The sequence below is a fragment of the Aurantibacter aestuarii genome (assembly GCF_003008425.1).
GTDB classification, from domain to species: Bacteria; Bacteroidota; Bacteroidia; order Flavobacteriales; family Flavobacteriaceae; genus Aurantibacter; species Aurantibacter aestuarii.
Genome location: NZ_PXOQ01000009.1, coordinates 410,358 through 430,955, shown reverse-complemented (window position 1 = coordinate 430,955; position 20,598 = coordinate 410,358). Strand labels below are relative to the sequence as shown.

Here is a 20,598-nt window from a genome sequence, read left to right as displayed (position 1 = left end):
AAAGTTGTTATAAGCCTCTAAAAATTAAATTTTTAGAGGCTTTTTTTATAGCTATAAATTATAGAAATAAAGCTTAAACCTTCTTATTTAGATTAATTATAAGTATTAAACATTTGGTAATATTCATAACAATTTATTCATAAGTTCTTAAGTTTTAGATAATATTCTACTCATATTTTGATTGTTACTTAGCAAAAAAATTAATAATCAAAAATTATGAAACCAAATTATCGTATCGCATTAATAGCATTACCACTATTAAGTATTTTGGCTTGTAAGTCCGACGACGACAACGCTGTAACAAATCAACCTGTAGGAGAGCAAAATTTAGTAAAATTTGAAGCTTTATCAACCACACCTAACTTTTTAAAAACTACATCGGAGTTTTCTAATGTTAATGTGTATCCTTTAATATCTTCAGAAGACGTTCTAGAACAAACCCCAAATTTTGTTTATGGTTCTATGGCAGATGGAGCTGGATTACTAAAAAATTCAGATAATACCTTTACTTTAATTAATAATATTGAAGCTGATTATTCTATAGCAAGAATCACTTTAGATCAAACGTTTAAGCCTGTTGCGGGAGAATATATCTTAAATGCTCAAGCAACTGGATTTACGGCACAATGTTCTGGTTCTTTAGTAACTCCAGAAGAACATGGTTTTGGACCAGTTTATTTATCTGGAGGCGAATGGGGCGGTGCTTCTAAAGGTGTTTTTGCAACTTATCCAGATAAAGATCCAAGTTCTGCGTCGTTTGCACAAATGTTACCTGCTTTCGGACAATGGTCTACAGAAAATGCAGTAGTGATTGGAAAAGATGCTTATCCTACAAAAACGGTAGCCTTCATAGGAGACGACCATTCAGATAATTCTGTACCTTCAGGACAATTAGGAATGTATGTAGGCAATAGAGGAGACTTGTTTAATGGACAATTATTTGGTTTACGTGTTACCGATGCTTCAATTACTTTTGAAGTAGATATGCAAGAAGGTCAAACCTATCCAATCGATTTTGTAGCCTTACAAGAAACAGAAATTAACTTATTAGATGCTGAAGCTAAAGCTAAAGGCGTTATGGGTTTTTCTAGATTAGAAGATATTGACTGGAGAAGAGGTTCTGCAAGCAATAACAGAGAGATTTATTTTGCAGTAACAGGACGTAAAAAACCAGATTTAGTTGGAAAAGGGACCATATATGGGCGTATTTATAAAGTGACTTTAAATGCGAATGATCCTTCTGGAGCAGGAACCATTACTTGTGTGTTAGATGGCGATTTAACCAATGGAAAAGCAAAAATGTTTCATAGTCCAGATAATGTTTTAGTTACTGAAAACTATGTTTATATTCAAGAAGATCCTAATGGGTATTTTGATAATGCCGACAAAACTCACTATGCAAGTTTATACCAGTATAATATTAATACAGGAGAACTTAAAAAAGTATTAGAATGTGACCAGGTTGCTGCAGCAGCTCAAGGTTATGGTTCAGAAAATAGCATTTGGGAAATTACTGGGATGATAGACATTTCTGCTCAAACTGGAAAACCAGGATCGTTTATAGTAATTACACAAAATCATGGTTGGGAACCAGCAGATGGTAGTGCGTTTACAGATCCTAATGCAAATCCTGATCTTAATAGTAGAAAAGAAGGTAGTGTTTTATACGTTATTGAAGGTTTAGAACAATAAAATGAACTATTATTTAAACATTAAAAAGACACACTTTTATTTAGTGTGTCTTTTCCTTTGTAGTTTTTCTTGTAAAAAAGATGCTAGTAAGGATTATGAAGCATTAAGTGCCTTAGAGCTATTAAATCAAACCTACAAATCTCATTTAAATTTATCTACGGTTTATCTGGATTCGTTAATGAATGCAAACTCTAAATCTGATGTTTTAAAATTTTACAAAGCCAGCAGAACTCAATTTAAGTATGCAGAACCCATTTTAGGGTTTTCAGATAAGGATAATTACAAAGCATTAAATGCACCCAATATTCTTAAAGTTGAAGAAGAAGATGCAACCGATATTAAAATTAATCAACCCTTTGGATATCAGGTATTAGAAGAAACTATTTTTGAAGCGCCTTTTTCTATTGAGGCAGTTAAACTTCAGGCTAAAAAAACCAAAATCAGATTAGGTTTTGTGCATCAAAACACTCAACTTAAATTACAGGATTACCATATTCTTTGGATTTTACGTGAAGCAATTGCTCGTGTGGCATTTACTGGAATAACAGGTTTCGATTCTCCTGTTTTAGAAGCATCTTTAGAGGAATCTGCTGTGGTGTATAAAAGTTTAAAACACCTTTTAGAAATTTATAAATCTAACTTTAAATCCTTGGACTTGTACGAAGCATTTCAAAACGAACTGGATCAAAGTATTTCTAATCTAGAAAGTTCAAATTTTGAAGGGTTTAATAGATACGATTTTATTAAAAAGCATTCGCATAAACAGTTAGAATTAATTAATGCCTCAAAAAAAGATTGGAATGTTAATTTTCCTTATAATCTGGCATTTAATGGTTCTATAACGTCATTTTTTTCTGAAGAGACGTTCAATATGGACTTTTTTTCAGACTATAAACAAGAAGATTCAGTTAAAACTGCAACGATTGCTTTAGGAAAAATGCTGTTTAATGATAAAAATTTATCATCCAATGGTACAATGAGCTGTGCAACCTGTCATATCAACGAAAAATCGTTTACAGATGGTAGGGTTGTTTTTAAAAACCAGAAAAGAAATACGCCTACTTTAACCTATGCAGCTTTGCAACAACGTTTTTTTTATGATGGTAGAACAGGAAATTTAGAAGGGCAAATTGTAGATGTGGTTAATAATACCAATGAATTTCATAGCAATTTAAAAGATTTGGTTAGTGTTGTTAAAAAGGATGTGAATTACAACAAATTATTTGACAGCATTTATAATGGAACAGTGACCGACTATAACATTAGACAATCTATTGCACAATATGTTAGAAGTTTAAATACGTTCAATTCTAAATTCGACAACAATATAAATAATAAACAAAACGACCTTAGCAAATCTGAAATTAATGGTTTTAACTTATTTATGGGCAAAGCTAAATGTGCTACATGCCATTTTGCTCCGGTATTTAATGGTACTGTGCCACCAGATTTTACTGAAACCGAATTTGAATTATTAGGTGTTCCCAAAGACACTTTAGCACTAACCGAGATAGATTCAGACTTAGGTCGTTACGATGTATTTAATACAGAAGAGCGCAAGTATTTTTTTAAAACTCCAACGGTTAGAAATGTGAGTAAAACAAGTCCTTATATGCACAATGGAGTTTACACAACTTTAGAACAGGTTATGACTTTTTATAATAATGGTGGCGGTGCAGGATTAGGTTTAAATTTAGAATACCAAACCTTGCCAGGCGATAGTTTAAACCTGACAGATAAAGAGGTAAAAGATGTGATTACTTTTATGAAAAGTTTAGAAGATGACTAATGGTTTTGAATAAGTGATTTACGAACTGTTTAATCACTTATTCTAAATCGTAAGCTTTTAGTATCAAGTAAATGTTTTCAATAGTATAGAAATCGTCAAAAATTAAATCGGATAATTTAGAATTATCAATAAAAAGATCGACTAAATCTTGCTTGCTATTGCTGTTAGAAATAAGGTGTAGCTTATTGTTTTTTTCAATTATATAAAATGTTTTAGGTTCAACGGTTCCTACATCACTTCTTAAAATTTTGTAGGCGTATAAGTTAGCTTTTCCTTTATATAATCGTTTTAAAAAGACTTCTTTTTCTGTAGATAGAATAGGAGAACTTATAGTTTTTAAGTCATACGCTACATTATCTTTTCGGTAAGACTTACTATCGTCTGTACAAATTTTAAATTTTTCAGATTCAGTTTTAATAAATTTTGGTCCAAAAAGTGGTGATTTTATGTTTCCAAAAACCGTATCGTTCTCTTTGTTTACAATAAAGTCTGATTTGTAATTATTTTCAGACACAAAATTATCGGTATAAAATTTAGTGTCTTTTGTTTTGTCTGCTTTAAAATTTTCGCTGATTTGATTATAAACGACATCATTTTTAAGAATGCTTTTTGCTTCTGAAATATCAGATTTCATTAGAGTTTTATTATTACTATAATGAATAATTTGAGTTTTTTGAATGCTTCCAAAAATCGTATCATTTTTTGGTGTAACCATATAATCTAAAGCTTCATTTTGAGCATTTAAAGAACTTATAGAAATCAATAGAAGTAGAGCTAATCTTTTCATTTTAAATAGAATTTAAATAAATTAAATAACCAAAAACACATAAGATGGTTGTAAACAAAACTAATAATCCTTTGCTTTTAGTATTAGAATCTTTTAAGGATAAAATTAAAGCAATAATGATAGCTAAGAAACAACCCACAAAATTCAGCCATAAAAAAGGCAAATTAATATACTCGTAAGCATTTAATAAAAATAGCCCAATGATGATAAGCTGAGTAATTAAAGCGGATATAAATACCGCATTGGCTTTAACATGTTTAAAGAAAAACGCCAGTAAAAAGATTCCTAAAACATTACCATAAAAAATAGAACCAATAATATTAACCAACTGGATTAAATTTTCGGCTAAATTGGCAACACAGGCGACTCCTATAGCTAATATACCCCAAAGTAAAGTAAATTTACGTGAGGCACTTAACATACGTTGATCTTCTTTTTTGTTTTTGTCATTTTGATATAAATCTATAGTGGTGGTACTGGCTAAAGCATTCAATTCGCTCGCCGTACTAGACATAGCCGCACTTAAAATAACGGCAAGTAGTAAACCAATAAGACCTTTTGGAAGATTGTTTAGTATAAAGTGAATAAATACATAATCTTTATCATTACTTTCTACCTTAATATTTTTATCGGCTCCAGCTTTATCTATTAACTCACGAGCTTTTTCTCTATTACGTTCTACACGTTCGTTTATAGCTAAAACATCTAAAGAATTATCTGTCGCATTATTTGTCAATACCTTTTTTTTACGTTCAAATAACACGTTTTGTTCATCTATTATAGTTCGGTATTCTCTTGCATAATCAGAGTCTAAAACCACTTCTGTAGCGGTTGGATTAAAATTTAAAGGCGCTTCATTAAATTGATAAAACACAAATACCATAACACCAACCAAAAGAATAAAAAACTGCATAGGGACTTTTAATAAACCATTAAAAATTAAACCCAGTTGCATTTCTTTAACCGATTTACCAGATAAATAACGTTGTACCTGACTTTGGTCTGTCCCAAAATAAGATAACATTAAAAACGTACCGCCAATAAGTCCACTCCATACTGTGTAGCGATTATTTAAATCGAAAGAAAAATCTAAGACTTCCATTTTACCGCTTGCTCCGGCAATTTCTATGGCTTTTCCAAAGGTGATGTTATCTGGTAATTTTAAAACAATTAAAACAAAAGCAATAACCATTCCTGTAAAAATTACTACCATTTGATGTTTCTGTGTCACATTTACGGCTTTGGTACCACCGGAAACCGTGTAAATAATGACTAGAATACCAATAATTACGTTAAGCAACAGTAAATTCCAGCCTAAAACAGCCGATAAAATAATGGCAGGTGCAAAAATGGTAATTCCAGCAGCTAGTCCACGTTGTATCAAAAATAACACCGCAGTTAATGTTCTTGTTTTTTTATCGAAACGTTTTTCTAAAAACTCGTAAGCTGTGTAAACTTTTAATCGGTGATACAATGGAATAAACACCATACAAATAATCACCATCGCAATAGGAAGCCCAAAATAAAACTGTACGAAGCCCATACCATCGTTAAATGCTTGTCCTGGCGTAGATAAAAAAGTAATCGCACTTGCTTGAGTAGCCATAACCGATAAGCCAATGGTCCACCACGGACTTGTGTTGCCACCTTTTAAATAATCCTGTACATTTTTACTACCACGGGTTTGGTAAGTCCCATATATGACTATGGTTAGTAAAGTCCCTATAAGAACAATCCAGTCTACTGTTTGCATGTTAAAAGGCTTTTGTTATAATGTAAAAAGCGACGAGATATAATGCATTTGCCACCAGTACTATGGTGTATAAGGGTTTCCATTTATAGTCTTTCATATGTTTTGGTGTTAGCCTTTAGCCTCTAGCTTTTTGCTTTTTGCTGTTAGTGTTTAAATGATTTTATAGTGCTAATAAACCATTATCAAATCATCACATCTTCAAATTACTCCATTAATAAATTGCTACATTAGTAAATTGTTACATTAAATACCTATTTCCCAATACTTAACAAGTTAGCGAATAATTTATAAGCTCCCGAAACGCCTTCTGGGAATTCTCTAAAAAAGCTCAATCCGGTATAGATATAATAACCTTTTCCGTAAGGAGCAACTAATAAACTACCTGTTTTTGGTGTTTCATCTTTGTCATGCATAGATAAAATAGGGGTAAATTCTTTAGCCCATTCATCTGGAAAATACAAACCTCGTTCTTGTGTCCAACCTTCAAAATCTTTAGAAGTTATTTTGTTTGGATTATTTAAAACGGGATGATTTTTTTCTAAAAATGTTACCTCTGCAAACTCGTCTGTAACGCGATCTCGGGATAATTTTAAGTCGTATGGTGCTAATTGGTCTACTTTTAAACGATGACTCGTATTGTACTGTACAATCATGTTACCGCCATTTTTTACAAACTCGAATAAGATGTCTTGTTTAAACTTTAAGACATCAACAGTATTATACGCTCTAATACCAATTACAACTGCATCAAAACCTTTTAAGTTTTCAGTAGAAATACTTTCTGGATCCATTACAGTAACCGAATAACCAATTTGACCTAAACTTTCAGGAACTACATCTCCAGCACCTTCAATATAAGCAATATTAGCACCTCGTTTTTCAATATTCAATTTTACTACTTTACTCTCGCTAGGCAAAAGCACGGTTTGATACGGAATATGGTCATAATCCATTTCAATTAATTCTTTAGAGTATGTTTTAGTACCAACCTTAATTTCTGGAGAAATATATCCTTCAGAATTTGTTAAAGGAGGCAGAACTGTAAAAACTACAACTTTTTCTTGACCTTTATTAGTAATTTCTATTTCATGTTGTCTAGGTGATACTTTCCAGTTTTCCGGAGCATTTAGTGAAACTGTTCCTTTAAGCTGATTTTTTCCTGCTTTTATAGTTACAGGAATTAATTTAGTATCGTTGGTATTAAAAATAAAAACTTTATCGCTTAGTTTAATAGCTGCTTCAGGTATAATTTCAAAAGGTTTATACACTTCACCTTTTACGGGATCATTCAACTTAAAAACCACTGGTTTTTTATAGCTTATCGTCGTGTTTTCAATATGTAATTCAAATGCATAAAAGAATTCGCGAGGTGTTTCAGCTAAACCAATTAAAGACTTATCGGTTACTTTGTACATCCCTAAACTACCAGTTTCGTTAAGCCAATAAGGAGTAGTAGGTTGCTGGTTTTCTGGAATTTGTAGTATTTCTTTGAAATTGAAATTAGTGTTAGCTGTTAGGTTTATATTTTTTTCTACGGAAGTGTTGTCTGGTAAAATGATGTTTTTCAACACAACTTTAGAACTATTTCTATTGATAATTTCTAGATTGACGTTTACCGATGAAGCAGGTGTGGCATGATTGGTATCTGCAACTGCCTCAATATACAAGCCAGAACATGCATAAATGATTGCTTTTAATTCTTCCGTTTTTATTATTCTCCAATGTTTATCCTCTAATTTAGAAACTAATTGATAGGCTTTAACCAAATTTGGTAAAGAGGCAGACGGGTTTTTAAAATCATAATTATTTTCTACTTTAGATAATAATTCTCCAATAGCTTTTCCACCTTTAACTCGCGTCCAAGTAGTATTGATTCCATCAAATAAGTTAGACTTGTCTTTGGGTAAATCGCCTTTAAGTAATTCAATATATTCCAATTCGGAACCTCTGGTTCCTGTATTTCCAAATCCTTGAGATTTATGTTGGCTTCTACTGAAAGACGCAATTTCGGTATTACTAAGTCCGGAAGATGGATAAAATACCCCAACATCTACACTTAAAAGATTGGTTTTATCGGCTGCATCAAACTTTTCTTGGCTGCCATAAAACCACCACGATGTATTAAAAAAAGCACGTTTGGGTTGCCAAGTACCATAGGTTTTAACTTGTTCCGGATATTTATTAGCTTCTCCAGAAGCTTCAAAAGCTTCTAAACTTAATAGGGCAGAACTGGTATGATGTCCGTGTGTAGATCCAGGACTTCTATGGTCAAAACGGTTAATAATAATGTCTGGTTTAAACTGTCTAATGGCTAAAACTACATCGCTTAGCACTTCGGTTTTATTCCAAATATCTAAGGTTTCATCGGGATGTTTTGAATAGCCAAAATCGTTAGCTCTAGTAAAACGCTGCGAGCCACCATCGGTTCTTCGTGCAGCCAATAATTCTTGAGTACGAATAACACCTAATAATTCTCTAATTTCTGGACCAATTAAATTTTGTCCGCCATCACCTCGGGTTAAGGATAAATAAGCGGTTCTGGCATGAACATTATTTGCCAAATAGGAAATAAGTCGCGTGTTTTCATCATCGGGATGTGCCGCAACATATAAAACGGATCCTAAAAAATTGAGTTTTTTTATAGACTCAAAAATTTCGGAAGAATTAGGTTTTTTAGGTTGTTGGGCGTTTAGAGCTATTGAAAATAATATAGTGAATAGAAAAAAAGCAATAGTTTTTTGCATGAAAAAAGGAATCAATTTGATGAATACTCAAATATAAGGATTCCCACTATTGTAAGTAGGCTTTATAATTTCTTTAACTTTTTTAGAAATATTAGATTGTTGGAATGCAAGTGGAATAACAACACTAATAATATTCAGGTTTTAAATGTGAAAAAATTCCGCGTCGTTGCCTAATAAGGGCAGTTTATCCAATAAAAAAAAAGATTTAAGATTAAAAAACTTAAACTTAAACTTAAACTGATAAATGATAAATGATAACTGATAATTGAACATTAATCTTCCAACAAATCTGGACGACGTGCTTTTGTACGTTCGTAAGCTTGGTCTTCACGCCATTTTTCAATTTTAGGAAAGTTTCCAGTGAATAATATTTCAGGAACATCATGGCCTTTATAGCTTCTTGGTCTGGTATAAATAGGTGGTGCCAATAAATTATCCTGGAAAGAATCGGTTAGGGCAGAGGTTTCATTGCCTAAAACTCCTGGAATTAATCTAATAATACTATCGCAAAGTACTGCAGCACCTAACTCTCCGCCAGAAAGTACATAGTCGCCAATCGAAATCTCTTTTGTTACAAACATATCTCGAACACGTTGGTCTACACCTTTATAATGTCCGCAAAGAATGATGATGTTTTCTTTTAAAGATAGTGTGTTAGCGATGCCTTGATTTAGGGTTGCTCCATCTGGTGTCATATAGATGACTTCATCATAATGTCTTTCAGCCTTTAAATCCGAAATACATTTATCAATCGGTTCCACAAGCATCACCATACCTGCGCCACCACCAAATTGGTAATCGTCTACCGATTTATGTTTGTCGGTCGTGTAATCTCTTAAGTTATGAAAATGAACTTCGACTAAATTAGCTTCAATAGCGCGTTTTAAAATAGAAGCTTCAAACGGACTTTTTAATAATTCTGGTAAAACGGTAATGATGTCTATGCGCATAACAAACTCTTAATTCTGCAAATGTAACTTTTAAAACTAAAAAAAACGATTAAGACGAAATCAAAACCCTATCAAATGTAGTATTAAAAGCGTGATTTGGTGAAAATTTATATTACAAAATGTGTGATTAAAACTCTTAATTATGGATTTACACAAGCCAAAGTAGAAACTTAATTTGATTATTAATTAGTTCTCGACTCCGCTCGAACTGACAACAGAGCTTATTTTGTTTTTTTTATAAAGGCTAAAATTTCATCATATCTATTTACCCAAGGAAAGAAATAATGTGACATCATTGGGACATGTTTTTTATCTAAACGAATAGCTTCAACACTGGGTTGAAACTCTTTCAATTCTTCAATAAATGCGTCATTTTGAGTAATAATGGAAGGATAAGTTTTTTCGCCAACATAAATTAAGAATGGTGGCGCAGCTTCATCTAAAAAATAAATAGGCGAAGCATCTTTCCAGTTTTTTGAATCTTTAGTCCATGTGGTAATGTAATTATATTCGGTAGTTGGTGGATTTTTTTCCAAATAACTTTTCATATCTAAACCTGCAGCATCATTTAAAATAACACCTTTTATAAGGGATTTATCATTCAAATATTTAGGATTGGTACTTACCAAAGCAATTAAATGTCCCCCAGCGCTATGTCCCATTAAATAAATCTGCTCTGGGTCGCCTTTATATTGGTCAATATTGGTTTGAGTCCACTGTATGGCATCTACAATATCTTTAGCCATAGTATCGTAAGAACCCTTGGGGCTTAAAGTATAATTTGGGATCACAGTTACCACATCATTTTTTGCAAAATTACGACCTAAAAAGCCATAAATATCTTTGTGACCTTCTGTCCAGTAACCGCCATGCACAAAAATAACTACAGGGTTTTTATCAGTTTTAGTGCGATTGGGCTCAAAGACGTTTAGGTTTAAGTTACTATTTAAAGTACGCTCAGTTTTACTTTTATAGCTAATGTCTTTTATTTTTTTAGAGGCACAATTGCATAATAGAAATGCTGTTAATGTTATGGTAATCAGTTTCAAATTCATATCGTTTTTGTTACGAAAGTAAAAGTTTTCGAATTTGTTATGCGTTAATGGAATGGTAAAGATTTAAATACTTTTGTAGTATTTTAAAAAGTGAATAACCTCTTCTGCAGACATTTCGCAAGGTTTTAAAAGTTGAGATGTAGAGGTAAGATAGTAATTAAAACTAATAAAATGAGATCCACCTAAAGCTTTCGCATACACTTTAATACTTTTTCCGCCATTAAAATCTTCTCGCGTAACACCATATTTTTCGCCTTTATAAAAAACTTCAGAATATCCAAGTGCTATCGATTTTATGTGTTTAAGGAGCTTCATTAATATTTAAACTAAATTACTTAATAGGTTTAAAATAGTTAAGGTATTCCTTCTCAATCCATTGTAATTTTGGCGAGATGTACTTTTGGCAAAAGTGACCTTCTTTATGTTTTTTAAAGTAATTCTGCTGTTTTTCGCTATTCTTTTTAAAGGCTTTGAATGGTAATACTTGTGTGATTATTAGTTCTTTAAAATCCTTTTGTTGTGCTGCAATAATATCTTTAGTGGCTTCAATGGTTGAGTCAAATATATAAACTGCAGAACGGTATTTTTCTCTAAAACTATGGTTTTTAGTTGAAGCATGCGTATGCAAATGGATACTGATTAAGATATCTAAAGCAATTACATGTTCATTATAATGTACAATAACAGCTTCCGAAAAGGCTTCGTTTGGAGTTACAGCACTAATCCAACCTTGTTCTACTTTTTCCACGCCTTTTAATGACTGAAAATAGGCTTCTGTACACCAGTGACAGCCACCACCAAAACCAATTTTTTTAGTCATGATTTAAATAAAATAAAGAAAAGCAATATTTAGTTGCTTTTTGCCTTGTACACCGCGTAGATAATAGGAACAATTATAATTAAAACCGAAATGATTAGTGAAGTAATAAAAACAAACTTAAGAACGTAGAAAAAAAGAATAAAAAAAATAACTGCTATTATAATACCTATAACGATTCCTTTCATGATTTTATGTTTTTAATTTCTAAGGTATGAATTTAATAAATAGTAAAAGTGGAATTTTTTATATGTTTTGATAGTTTTCTTAAGATGAAGATATCAAGTAGAAAAGTCTACCATTTTGTCAAATTATAAATAAATCTGTAAAGTAATAGACGTAATAAAAATCTTTTGTTCTGTGAAAATCTTATAAAGTTGCATTTTCTTTTAGCAGCAATTAAAACCTCTATAAAATAAATAAAAACAAAATTGTTTTTAAATAAATCGTTTACAAAATTAACAATCTCTTTAAAAGTACGCATAAAAAAAACGGTTTAGAAAGACTAAACCGCTTATTTGCAATAATTTAAATTTTGTAGCGAGAACGAGATTTGAACTCGTGACCTCCGGGTTATGAATCCGACGCTCTAACCAACTGAGCTACCTCGCCATGATTTTGAGTTTGCAAATATAATAACATTATGAGATTTGGCAACTAAATTTTAATTAAAAAATTAAAAAAAAATGGGCGTGTTTTATTTAATAATATATATATTGACCAAATAAAATTGATTACATGGACGATAAAGTTAAATTTGAATTAGAATATCCTATTCACGCATCACCTGCATTACTATATACCTATATTTCTACACCTTCAGGACTTTCTGAATGGTTTGCCGATAACGTAAATTCTAGAGGCGAATTGTTTAAGTTTATTTGGGATGAGTCTGAAGAACACGCTAAACTATTAGTAAAAAAATCTGGAGAACGTGTAAAATTTAGATGGGTTGCCGATGAAGGAGAGGATTATTTTTTTGAAATTAAAATTCAGGTTGACGAAATTACTAAAGACGTTTCTATTATTGTTGTAGATTTTGCTGAAGATGATGAAATTGACGAAGCAAAAATGTTATGGGATAACCAAATCTCGAGTTTAAAACAAGTGATTGGTTCCGTTTAAAAAACGTTTTATTTAAAGTATATTTGTCCCAAAGAAATTTGGGACTTTTTTTATGATTAATTGTAACGGTAATTTAAGCGAAAACACATCTTGTATAAGCATTTCTAATAGAGGTTTTAATTATGGCGATGCTGTTTTTGAGACTTTAAAAGTAAGCCACTCCAAAGTGCTTTTCTTGGAAGATCATTATTTCCGGTTAATGGCAAGTATGCGTATTTTGCGTATGGAAATTCCTATGAATTTTACCATGGAATTTTTAGAAGAAGAAATCATTAAGACTTTAAAAGCGAATAATTTACATGAACGTACGGCACGTGTAAAAATTATTGTTAATAGAGTAGAAGGTGGACTTTATACACCTTTAAACCATAATGTAAATTATTTTATTACTGTAAATTCTTTAGATCAGGAATTTTACAGTATAGTAGAAGAGGAATGTGTTGTAGATTTATTTAAAGATTTTTATATCTCACCAAGTTTACTTTCGACTTTAAAAACAAGTAATAAAGCAACAAACATAGTAGCTAGCATTTATGCTAAAGAAAATGACTTGGATAATTGTTTATTATTAAATACTGAAAAATCTGTTATTGAAGCTACAAATGGTAATATCTTTTTAGTAAAAGGCAATGAAATAAAAACGCCACCACTTAGTGATGGTTGTTTAAAAGGTATCTTTAGAAGTCAAATTATTGAAGCTATAAAGAAGCTGCCTGACTATACACTAGTTGAAACCTCTATTTCTCCATTTGAATTACAAAAAGCAGATGAGTTATTTATAACTAATGTTATACAAGGTATAAGACCTATTACACGGTATAGAAAGAAAACATTTAAGCATGCTGTAGCAGCAGAGTTGCTAAATAAGATAAATATTAAATTAAGATTGAGTTAGTTGTAACTTGGGTGTTCTGGCGCATTAGACCAGATTGAATATTCGCCACCAAGTTCTAACATTTTTTCCTTCCAGAAAAATTCGTAATCTTTATTTATAATTTTGTTTTTGTAAGGATTTTTAGAAACAATCCAGGCATTATTTTTTAACTCGACTTCTAACTGATTAAAATCCCATCCGGAATACCCTAAAAAAAACTTAATATCATTACTGTCTAGTTTCTTATCTTTTATTAGCTGCAGTGCCACATCAAAATTTCCACCCCAGTATATTTCGTTGTTTATTTCAATACTATCTGGAATTAAGTCTGGTTTTTTATGGATAAAGTAAAGGTTGTCTTGTTCTACAGGGCCACCATTATATACTTTAAATTCTTGTTCAATTTCAGGAATTAAATCGCTTAATAGAAAGTTAAGTGGTTTATTTAAAATAAAACCTATAGAACCATCTTTAGAATGATTGGTAAGCAAAATAACAGATCTATTAAATGAAATGTCCCCGAGAATTGTAGGTTCAGCAAATAATAAATCGCCTTTTTTTGGTTTAATTGCAATCATTTTTGTTGAGTTAGATACATCAATTTAAAATATATTTTTAAATAAATAGATTTTTTATTTATTTTTTTCCAAAAAAAAACGTCTAAAACTATGTTTTAGACGTTTCTATAAGTTTTTTTAACCAAATACTAGTTAACGGCATTTGCTAAATCAGAACCAGCTTTAAATTTCACTACGTTTTTAGCAGCGATTTTAATAGTTTTTCCTGTTTGAGGATTTCTTCCTTCTCTTGCAGCTCTTTTAGAAACTGACCAAGAACCAAATCCTACTAAAGAAACTCTATCTCCTTTTTGTAAAGCTCCTTCGATTTCGATTAACGCACACTCTAATGCTTTCTTTGATGCAGCTTTAGTAATTCCAGCGTGTTCCGCCATAGCGTCGATTAAATCTGTTTTGTTCATAATTTTAATTTTTTAGTTATTAATTAAATAGTTGGTTATAATATTATAATCCGTTTACAAATTTAAACGGAAAATCCTACCATGCAAGTCATAGCAAGGGAATTACCCTTTTTTGTTAATAACTTAGGCTATTTGTTAATAAAGAAGTGACTTTTTTATGAATTTTTAAGTTTATTAGTAAAATAAGGGCTTTAGAGAAGTTTTGCGTTTTCCTCAAATTGATAGCCATTTAATAAATCTTTTGCACTCATTTTTCTCTTACCAGATAATTTTAAACTTAATACATTTATAAAACCGTCTTCTACAGCTACTTTAAGATCTTTTTTAGTTGTAACTATGGTTCCAGCATCAAGCTCGTGAGACTCATTTATTAATTCTGTCTCATGAATTTTAACTTCTATTTTTTCATTACCATTAACTAAATAGCAATATGCAGCTGGATAAGGATCTAAACCTCTTATAAGATTATAAATATCCTCTTTTGAAGCATTAAAATTTATCTTACAATTATCTCGATTAAGTTTATAGGCGGTTTTAAGAGATTTATTTTCTGGCTGTGGCTTTGTCTCTACAGTACCTTTTTCAATTAAGTTCACAGTTTCCAATACAAGCTTTGCACCTACATGCATTAATTTGTCATGAAGACTTCCTGCATTTTCATTTTTATCAATTGAGATACCTTCTTGAAGAATCATAGCACCAGTATCAATTTTTTCATCTATAAAAAAGGTTGAAACACCTGTTGTTTCTTCTCCATTTATAATTGCCCAATTTATAGGTGCTGCTCCACGATATTGTGGTAATAAGGAGGCATGTAAATTAAAAGTACCAAACTCAGGCATTTGCCAAACACTTTTTGGTAGCATTCTAAAAGCAACTACAATTTGTAAGTTAGCTTTTAATGCCTTTAATTCTTCAGTAAAAGCTTCACTCTTTAAATTTGTAGGTTGAAGTACATTTAAATTTTGTTCTAATGCATAAGTTTTTACAGCAGATTGTTGCAGTTTTCTACCTCGACCCGCTGGTTTATCTGGTGCTGTAATTACACCAACTACATTGTATTTGTGTGCTATTAACTGTCTCAAAATAGTTACCGCAAATTCTGGGGTACCCATAAATACAATTCTTAAATCTCTCATGGTAATAGTGTATAGGTGTTTGATTTGGTAATAGTAATTCGTTTATGTTCTAGTAATTGTTTTAAAACTGATAATAATGCCGATTCTGAAAGCTTTAATTTTATACTTAAAGTTCTGGAGTCTGCAGATTGAGTTTCTAAATAACTTAGAATTTTAGAGGCTATAAGTTTTTGGTCATCTGTTTTAACTATTTTCTTTGTAATACAAACAGAACAAATACCACAACTTTCCTTTATGGTCTCACCAAAATAAGATACCAACTGTTTGCTTTTACAAACTGTATCATTTTCTATATAATTAATAACAGCATTTACTTGATTAAATTTTACTTTATTTTGCTGCTTAATTATTTTGGCAATAGTGTTTATAGTCTGATCATCTTCTCTTGGTACTAAAAAAACTAAGCTAGCGTCTGTTCTAGTTTGTTGTAAAGTAATAATCTCATCTTTTTCCAACTGAAGAAGTGCAGCATCAATTTGAGAAACCGTTAAACCAACTTTATTTGAAATGAGTTCTAAGTTTATATTAGTTATATGGTCAAAAATTCCTCCATAAGTTCTTAAAATAGCTTTAATAATAAGTGCTAATTTTTTTTGCCTGTCTAAATAATCAAATAATTGTTGATTACTAACTATAAACTGCACAAAATTATTTTTGTTAAACTGTTTACTTAAACTTATAATACTTGTACGGTCTAAAATTTTAAGCGCATTGTAGGTTAGCGTATAATTAAGCTGGTAATGATTACAAAAGTGGGCAAAATCAAAATCAAAAACCTCTTCAGGCTTTTCTCCATAAGCCACTTGGAAAAAACTATTTATTTTCTTGTATACGGTTTTTACATCTTCAACTTTGGGTAAAACAGATAAAAATTGCTTTTTTAATAGGTTCTCATCATTTGTGTTACATAATACTACAGCAAACGCTTTGTTATTATTTCTACCTGCTCGGCCTGCCTCTTGAAAATAACTTTCTAAACTGTCTGGTAAATTTAAATGTATAACGCTCTTAACATTTGGTTTGTCAATTCCCATACCAAACGCATTAGTGGCTACCATAACTTGTACTTTATCCTGCATCCAAAGTTCGTAATGTTCAGTTTTTTTAGAAACGTCCAATCCACCATGGTAAAAAGTACTAGAGATACCTTGTTGTTTAAGATATTCTGAAATTTCTACAGTAGATCGTCTGTTTCTTACATATACAATTGAAGATGCTTTGTGTTTTATAAGAATGGTTTTTAAACGAAATAATTTATCTTCAACATTAAACACCATATAAGCCAAGTTTTTTCGGCTAAAAGAAGTTTTATAAACTCTTGGTTTTATAAAATCTAATTCTTTAACTATGTCTTCTACAACATCATTGGTGGCAGAAGCAGTAAGCGCTATGACGTTTACAGTAGGCAATAAGGTTCTTAGAAAAGTAATATTTTTATAAGAAGGTCTAAAATCGTTTCCCCATTGGCTAATACAGTGAGCTTCGTCTACAGCTATAAGATTAACGTTCATTTTTTTTAAGCGTTCTTGTACAATGTCTTGCTGTAAACGCTCTGGAGACAAGTATAAAAACTTATAGTTACCATAAATGCAATTATCCAATTTTATGCTTAGTTCTTCAAAACTTAACCCGCTGGTTAGTGCCATAGCCTTAATGCCTTTACTTGTTAAAGCATCTACCTGATCTTTCATTAAAGCTACTAACGGAGAAATAACTAAACAAATTCCAGGTTTAACTAATGCTGGAATTTGAAAACATAAGGATTTTCCTCCACCTGTAGGCATTAATACCAAACAATCCTCACCATTTATAACCTCATTAATAACCTCTTCTTGTAAGGGTCTAAAAGAAGTGTGATTAAAATAAGTTTCAAGAACAGTTACCGGATGATCCATTTATAAGGATTTAACAGCATTTAAAATATAATCTACTCTGGCTTCAATACTATCAAAAGGTACATTATTTAGTTCATAACCATAGTTTTGATAGGTTTTTACTAAGTGTTTATGTATTTCTTTTGCTTGATCAAAAGATTCGTAACGTTCGTTATCTTGTTGGTAAATAGCTTCCCATGGTTCCAAAACATAAACTAAATCATAACGGTTGTTTTTACAAGTATTTACAAAACTTTCTGGGTAGGTCTCGTTGACATAATCCATATAAGCAACAACATCGTGTAAACCTCTATCTAAAAAAACCACAGCTTTGTGACTTTTTTCTGCGTCTTTAAATTGTTTTAATCTACCTTCTAACAATAATTCGCTAAAAAGTAGGGGCTTAGTTAAAAACAATTGGTCATCACCATTTTTACGAGCGTCTAAGATAACCTGACGAGAGACCTCTTCAAAACAGGTAAACCCTCTTTTAGAAAGTTCATTAATTATGGAAGATTTTCCGGTTCCTGGTCCGCCGGTTATAACAATTTTTTTTGCTTTCAAACTGAAAATTTTAATGGAAAAGTGATTTGGTAAAATTCGGGATTATATTCATTAAAAAAAAATCCTTTCTAAACCTTATATTTGTAGCATATTAAACAAATTTATGAATCCACAAGAAAATCCAGAAGCCTTTTATAAAAAATTAAAAGCACAACTTAAAGATACGTCTATTTGGCCATCTGAATATTTATATAAATTTATTGTAAAGTCATCGCCTGAAAAAATTAAAACTGTAGAAGATATTTTTGATAATTTAGGAGCAGTAATAACAACCAAAGCGTCTTCTAATGGTAAGTATACCAGTATTTCGATAAATGTTCGTTTAAAGAATCCAGATGCGGTAATTGCAAAGTATAAAGAAGTTTCAGAAAAAGTAGAAGGTGTTATAAGTCTTTAATTTTTTTTTGTATTTTGCACAAGCATAATTACTACATGCAACATTAATTTTCTACACTTTTTTTATTTTGATAGACGACATAGAGTATAACACCGAACGTGAACATTTAATTATTCCTGAATATGGCAGACATATTCAAAAAATGATTAACCACGTTAAAGAGCAAGAATCTAAGGAAGAACGTAATAAATTGGCCAAAGCTATTATCTCGGTTATGGGCAATATGCAGCCGCATTTACGTGATGTGCCAGATTTTCAACATAAATTATGGGATCAACTTTTTATTATGTCCAATTTTGAATTGGACGTAGACTCTCCATACGATAAGCCTTCTAAAGAAGAACTTACCGAAAGACCTAAGCCTTTAAAATACCCGCAAAATTTTCCGAAATACCGTTTTTACGGTAATAATATTAAAACCATGATTGATGTGGCAAACACATGGGAAGAAGGCGATTTAAAAGAAGCTTTAGTCTACACGATTGCCAATCACATGAAAAAAAGTTTTTTAAACTGGAATAAAGATACAGTTGAAGATGATGTGATTTTTCAGCATTTATACGAATTATCTGAAGGGAAAATTAATTTAAAATCTACTGAAGAAGATTTAACAGATGCTGCTCGTTTATTAAAATCGAATAAAAAATTCTCGTCAAGTAATAATTCTAATTCGAGTAACAAGAAAACCTATCATAAAAAAAATAACAACTCCAATAGAGGAAGAAAACGCTATTAAACATTTATGGGAACATTTAAAATTGAAGGTGGACATCAGCTAAAAGGCGATATACAACCACAAGGAGCTAAAAATGAAGCCTTACAAATTCTTTGCGCAGTTTTATTAACGCCAGAGCAAGTCACCATTAATAATATTCCTGATATTATTGATATTAACAAGTTAATAGCCTTATTAAGTAATTTAGGGGTTAAAGTGAATAGAGTTTCGGACTACTCTTATACGTTTCAGGCTGATGATATTAACTTGGATTACATGCAGTCTGCCGAATTTAAAAAGGAAGGAAGCGGTTTAAGAGGTTCTATTATGATGGTTGGACCATTATTAGCGCGTTTTGGAAAAGGTTATATTCCAAAACCTGGAGGCGATAAAATTGGAAGACGACGTTTAGATACACACTTTGAAGGTTTTATTAATTTAGGTGCTAAATTTAGATATAATCGTGAAGAATATTTTTATGGTGTTGAATCCGATGAGTTAATAGGAACCGATATGCTTTTAGATGAGGCATCGGTAACTGGTACAGCAAATATTGTTATGGCTGCTGTTCTAGCTAAAGGAACAACCACTATTTATAATGCGGCTTGTGAACCTTATTTACAACAGCTTTGTAAGATGTTAAACCGCATGGGAGCTAAAATTTCTGGTGTTGGTTCTAACTTATTAACTATTGAAGGTGTTGACCAATTAGGTGGTACAGAGCATACCATGTTGCCAGATATGATTGAGATTGGTTCATGGATTGGTTTAGCAGCCATGACTAAAAGTGAATTAACCATTAAAAACGTGAGCTGGGACGATTTAGGACAAATCCCTAATGTATTTGCTAAATTAGGTATTACTTTAGAGCGTAGAGGAGATGATATTTATATACCAGAACATAAAGATGGTTATGAGATACAAAACTATATTGATGGTTCTATATTAACTATTGCAGATGCTCCTTGGCCTGGTTTTACGCCAGACTTATTAAGTATTGTTTTAGTTGTAGCCACTCAAGCTAGAGGTGAAGTATTAATCCACCAAAAAATGTTTGAAAGTCGCTTGTTTTTTACAGATAAGTTGATAGATATGGGTGCTAAAATTATCTTATGTGATCCTCATAGAGCAACCGTTATAGGTCATGATTTTAAATCGCAATTAAAAGCGACTACAATGGTATCTCCAGATATTAGAGCAGGAATTTCTTTATTAATTGCAGCTTTATCTGCTAAAGGAACGTCTACCATCCATAATATTGAACAAATAGATAGAGGTTACCAGCATATAGTAAAACGTTTACAGCGTATTGGTGCTAAAATTGAACGTTTTGAAGGCAATTAA

Annotated in this window: 19 protein-coding genes and 1 tRNA gene; 7 read left to right on the top strand and 13 right to left on the bottom strand. The window is 31.4% G+C overall.

The features are described from left to right. Positions 1 to 216 precede the first annotated feature (216 nt). Together C7H52_RS08695 and C7H52_RS08690 are read left to right on the top strand one after the other, a co-directional pair. The gene (locus tag C7H52_RS08695; RefSeq protein ID WP_106463509.1) at positions 217 to 1,692 is read left to right on the top strand and encodes an alkaline phosphatase PhoX; all 1,476 of its coding nucleotides are present in this window, start codon (positions 217 to 219) and stop codon (positions 1,690 to 1,692) included. 1 nt (position 1,693) lies between these two features. Further along, positions 1,694 to 3,481, top strand: coding sequence for a cytochrome-c peroxidase (locus C7H52_RS08690; protein ID WP_106463508.1), 1,788 nt, complete (start codon positions 1,694 to 1,696; stop codon positions 3,479 to 3,481). A gap of 37 nt (positions 3,482 to 3,518) precedes the next feature. Here C7H52_RS08690 and C7H52_RS08685 read toward each other — a convergent pair whose 3' ends face one another. The 8 genes from C7H52_RS08685 to C7H52_RS08645 all read right to left on the bottom strand — a co-directional run bounded on the left by C7H52_RS08685 (position 3,519) and on the right by C7H52_RS08645 (position 12,199). Next, positions 3,519 to 4,268 carry a hypothetical protein gene (locus tag C7H52_RS08685; RefSeq protein ID WP_106463507.1) on the bottom strand — a complete coding sequence of 250 codons (750 nt, stop codon included), beginning with the start codon at positions 4,266 to 4,268 and terminating at the stop codon, positions 3,519 to 3,521. A 1-nt stretch (position 4,269) separates the two neighbouring features. Continuing rightward, positions 4,270 to 6,021 carry a sodium:solute symporter gene (locus C7H52_RS08680; protein WP_106463506.1) on the bottom strand — a complete coding sequence of 584 codons (1,752 nt, stop codon included), beginning with the start codon at positions 6,019 to 6,021 and terminating at the stop codon, positions 4,270 to 4,272. A gap of 251 nt (positions 6,022 to 6,272) precedes the next feature. Then, positions 6,273 to 8,765: a PIG-L family deacetylase gene (locus C7H52_RS08675; RefSeq protein WP_106463505.1), complete on the bottom strand. Its 2,493-nt coding sequence runs from the start codon at positions 8,763 to 8,765 to the stop codon at positions 6,273 to 6,275. Between the two features lie 272 nt (positions 8,766 to 9,037). Then, positions 9,038 to 9,715, bottom strand: coding sequence for a tRNA (guanosine(37)-N1)-methyltransferase TrmD (trmD, locus tag C7H52_RS08670; protein ID WP_106463504.1), 678 nt, complete (start codon positions 9,713 to 9,715; stop codon positions 9,038 to 9,040). Positions 9,716 to 9,936: 221 nt separating this feature from the next. Next, on the bottom strand, positions 9,937 to 10,770 hold the full coding sequence (locus C7H52_RS08665) for an alpha/beta hydrolase (RefSeq protein ID WP_106463503.1): 834 nt from the start codon (positions 10,768 to 10,770) through the stop codon (positions 9,937 to 9,939). A 63-nt stretch (positions 10,771 to 10,833) separates the two neighbouring features. Next, complete coding sequence (locus tag C7H52_RS08660) at positions 10,834 to 11,085, bottom strand: peptide methionine sulfoxide reductase (protein ID WP_106463502.1); 252 nt, start codon at positions 11,083 to 11,085, stop codon at positions 10,834 to 10,836. A 16-nt stretch (positions 11,086 to 11,101) separates the two neighbouring features. Further along, on the bottom strand, positions 11,102 to 11,590 hold the full coding sequence (locus C7H52_RS08655; protein ID WP_106463501.1) for a peptide-methionine (S)-S-oxide reductase: 489 nt from the start codon (positions 11,588 to 11,590) through the stop codon (positions 11,102 to 11,104). Between the two features lie 535 nt (positions 11,591 to 12,125). Continuing rightward, a tRNA-Met gene (locus C7H52_RS08645) sits at positions 12,126 to 12,199 on the bottom strand. A 126-nt stretch (positions 12,200 to 12,325) separates the two neighbouring features. Between C7H52_RS08645 and C7H52_RS08640 the strand changes: the two genes are divergently transcribed. Both C7H52_RS08640 and C7H52_RS08635 read left to right on the top strand, forming a co-directional pair. Beyond that, complete coding sequence (locus C7H52_RS08640) at positions 12,326 to 12,712, top strand: START-like domain-containing protein (protein ID WP_106463499.1); 387 nt, start codon at positions 12,326 to 12,328, stop codon at positions 12,710 to 12,712. Between the two features lie 52 nt (positions 12,713 to 12,764). After that, entirely contained in the window at positions 12,765 to 13,607 is an 843-nt protein-coding gene (locus tag C7H52_RS08635; RefSeq protein WP_106463498.1) for an aminotransferase class IV, read from the top strand. Here the strand turns inward: C7H52_RS08635 and C7H52_RS08630 are convergent. The 5 genes from C7H52_RS08630 to C7H52_RS08610 all read right to left on the bottom strand — a co-directional run bounded on the left by C7H52_RS08630 (position 13,604) and on the right by C7H52_RS08610 (position 18,142). Then, positions 13,604 to 14,164 carry a YqgE/AlgH family protein gene (locus C7H52_RS08630; protein ID WP_106463497.1) on the bottom strand — a complete coding sequence of 187 codons (561 nt, stop codon included), beginning with the start codon at positions 14,162 to 14,164 and terminating at the stop codon, positions 13,604 to 13,606. The genes C7H52_RS08635 and C7H52_RS08630 overlap by 4 nt on opposite strands. Before the next feature lie 128 nt (positions 14,165 to 14,292). Beyond that, entirely contained in the window at positions 14,293 to 14,565 is a 273-nt protein-coding gene (locus tag C7H52_RS08625) for an HU family DNA-binding protein (RefSeq protein ID WP_106463496.1), read from the bottom strand. A gap of 191 nt (positions 14,566 to 14,756) precedes the next feature. Further along, positions 14,757 to 15,704 (bottom strand): methionyl-tRNA formyltransferase, encoded by a 948-nt coding sequence (fmt, locus tag C7H52_RS08620; protein ID WP_106463495.1) that lies wholly within the window; start codon positions 15,702 to 15,704, stop codon positions 14,757 to 14,759. After that, complete coding sequence (locus tag C7H52_RS08615; RefSeq protein WP_106463494.1) at positions 15,701 to 17,599, bottom strand: RecQ family ATP-dependent DNA helicase; 1,899 nt, start codon at positions 17,597 to 17,599, stop codon at positions 15,701 to 15,703. Before C7H52_RS08615 ends, fmt begins: the two co-directional genes overlap by 4 nt. Continuing rightward, positions 17,600 to 18,142, bottom strand: a complete 543-nt coding sequence (locus tag C7H52_RS08610; protein ID WP_106463493.1) for an AAA family ATPase — start codon at positions 18,140 to 18,142, stop codon at positions 17,600 to 17,602. A gap of 103 nt (positions 18,143 to 18,245) precedes the next feature. Between C7H52_RS08610 and C7H52_RS08605 the strand changes: the two genes are divergently transcribed. The 3 genes from C7H52_RS08605 (at position 18,246) to murA (ending at position 20,598) form a co-directional block, all read left to right on the top strand. After that, a complete protein-coding gene (locus tag C7H52_RS08605) occupies positions 18,246 to 18,539 on the top strand; it encodes a DUF493 family protein (protein WP_106463492.1) in 294 nt (97 codons plus the stop codon). 67 nt (positions 18,540 to 18,606) lie between these two features. Then, positions 18,607 to 19,275: a DUF4290 domain-containing protein gene (locus C7H52_RS08600; RefSeq protein ID WP_106463491.1), complete on the top strand. Its 669-nt coding sequence runs from the start codon at positions 18,607 to 18,609 to the stop codon at positions 19,273 to 19,275. Between the two features lie 6 nt (positions 19,276 to 19,281). After that, on the top strand, positions 19,282 to 20,598 hold the full coding sequence (murA, locus tag C7H52_RS08595; protein ID WP_106463490.1) for a UDP-N-acetylglucosamine 1-carboxyvinyltransferase: 1,317 nt from the start codon (positions 19,282 to 19,284) through the stop codon (positions 20,596 to 20,598).

Excerpts from the sequence above, each read along its gene's own strand:
- C7H52_RS08695 (WP_106463509.1), top strand. The coding sequence starts at position 217 with ATGAAACCAAATTATCGTATCGCATTAATAGCATTACCACTATTAAGT.
- C7H52_RS08690 (WP_106463508.1), top strand. The coding sequence starts at position 1,694 with ATGAACTATTATTTAAACATTAAAAAGACACACTTTTATTTAGTGTGT.
- C7H52_RS08685 (WP_106463507.1), bottom strand. The coding sequence starts at position 4,268 with ATGAAAAGATTAGCTCTACTTCTATTGATTTCTATAAGTTCTTTAAAT.
- C7H52_RS08680 (WP_106463506.1), bottom strand. The coding sequence starts at position 6,021 with ATGCAAACAGTAGACTGGATTGTTCTTATAGGGACTTTACTAACCATA.
- C7H52_RS08675 (WP_106463505.1), bottom strand. The coding sequence starts at position 8,765 with ATGCAAAAAACTATTGCTTTTTTTCTATTCACTATATTATTTTCAATA.
- trmD (WP_106463504.1), bottom strand. The coding sequence starts at position 9,715 with ATGCGCATAGACATCATTACCGTTTTACCAGAATTATTAAAAAGTCCG.
- C7H52_RS08665 (WP_106463503.1), bottom strand. The coding sequence starts at position 10,770 with ATGAATTTGAAACTGATTACCATAACATTAACAGCATTTCTATTATGC.
- C7H52_RS08660 (WP_106463502.1), bottom strand. The coding sequence starts at position 11,085 with ATGAAGCTCCTTAAACACATAAAATCGATAGCACTTGGATATTCTGAA.
- C7H52_RS08655 (WP_106463501.1), bottom strand. The coding sequence starts at position 11,590 with ATGACTAAAAAAATTGGTTTTGGTGGTGGCTGTCACTGGTGTACAGAA.
- C7H52_RS08640 (WP_106463499.1), top strand. The coding sequence starts at position 12,326 with ATGGACGATAAAGTTAAATTTGAATTAGAATATCCTATTCACGCATCA.
- C7H52_RS08635 (WP_106463498.1), top strand. The coding sequence starts at position 12,765 with ATGATTAATTGTAACGGTAATTTAAGCGAAAACACATCTTGTATAAGC.
- C7H52_RS08630 (WP_106463497.1), bottom strand. The coding sequence starts at position 14,164 with ATGATTGCAATTAAACCAAAAAAAGGCGATTTATTATTTGCTGAACCT.
- C7H52_RS08625 (WP_106463496.1), bottom strand. The coding sequence starts at position 14,565 with ATGAACAAAACAGATTTAATCGACGCTATGGCGGAACACGCTGGAATT.
- fmt (WP_106463495.1), bottom strand. The coding sequence starts at position 15,704 with ATGAGAGATTTAAGAATTGTATTTATGGGTACCCCAGAATTTGCGGTA.
- C7H52_RS08615 (WP_106463494.1), bottom strand. The coding sequence starts at position 17,599 with ATGGATCATCCGGTAACTGTTCTTGAAACTTATTTTAATCACACTTCT.
- C7H52_RS08605 (WP_106463492.1), top strand. The coding sequence starts at position 18,246 with ATGAATCCACAAGAAAATCCAGAAGCCTTTTATAAAAAATTAAAAGCA.
- murA (WP_106463490.1), top strand. The coding sequence starts at position 19,282 with ATGGGAACATTTAAAATTGAAGGTGGACATCAGCTAAAAGGCGATATA.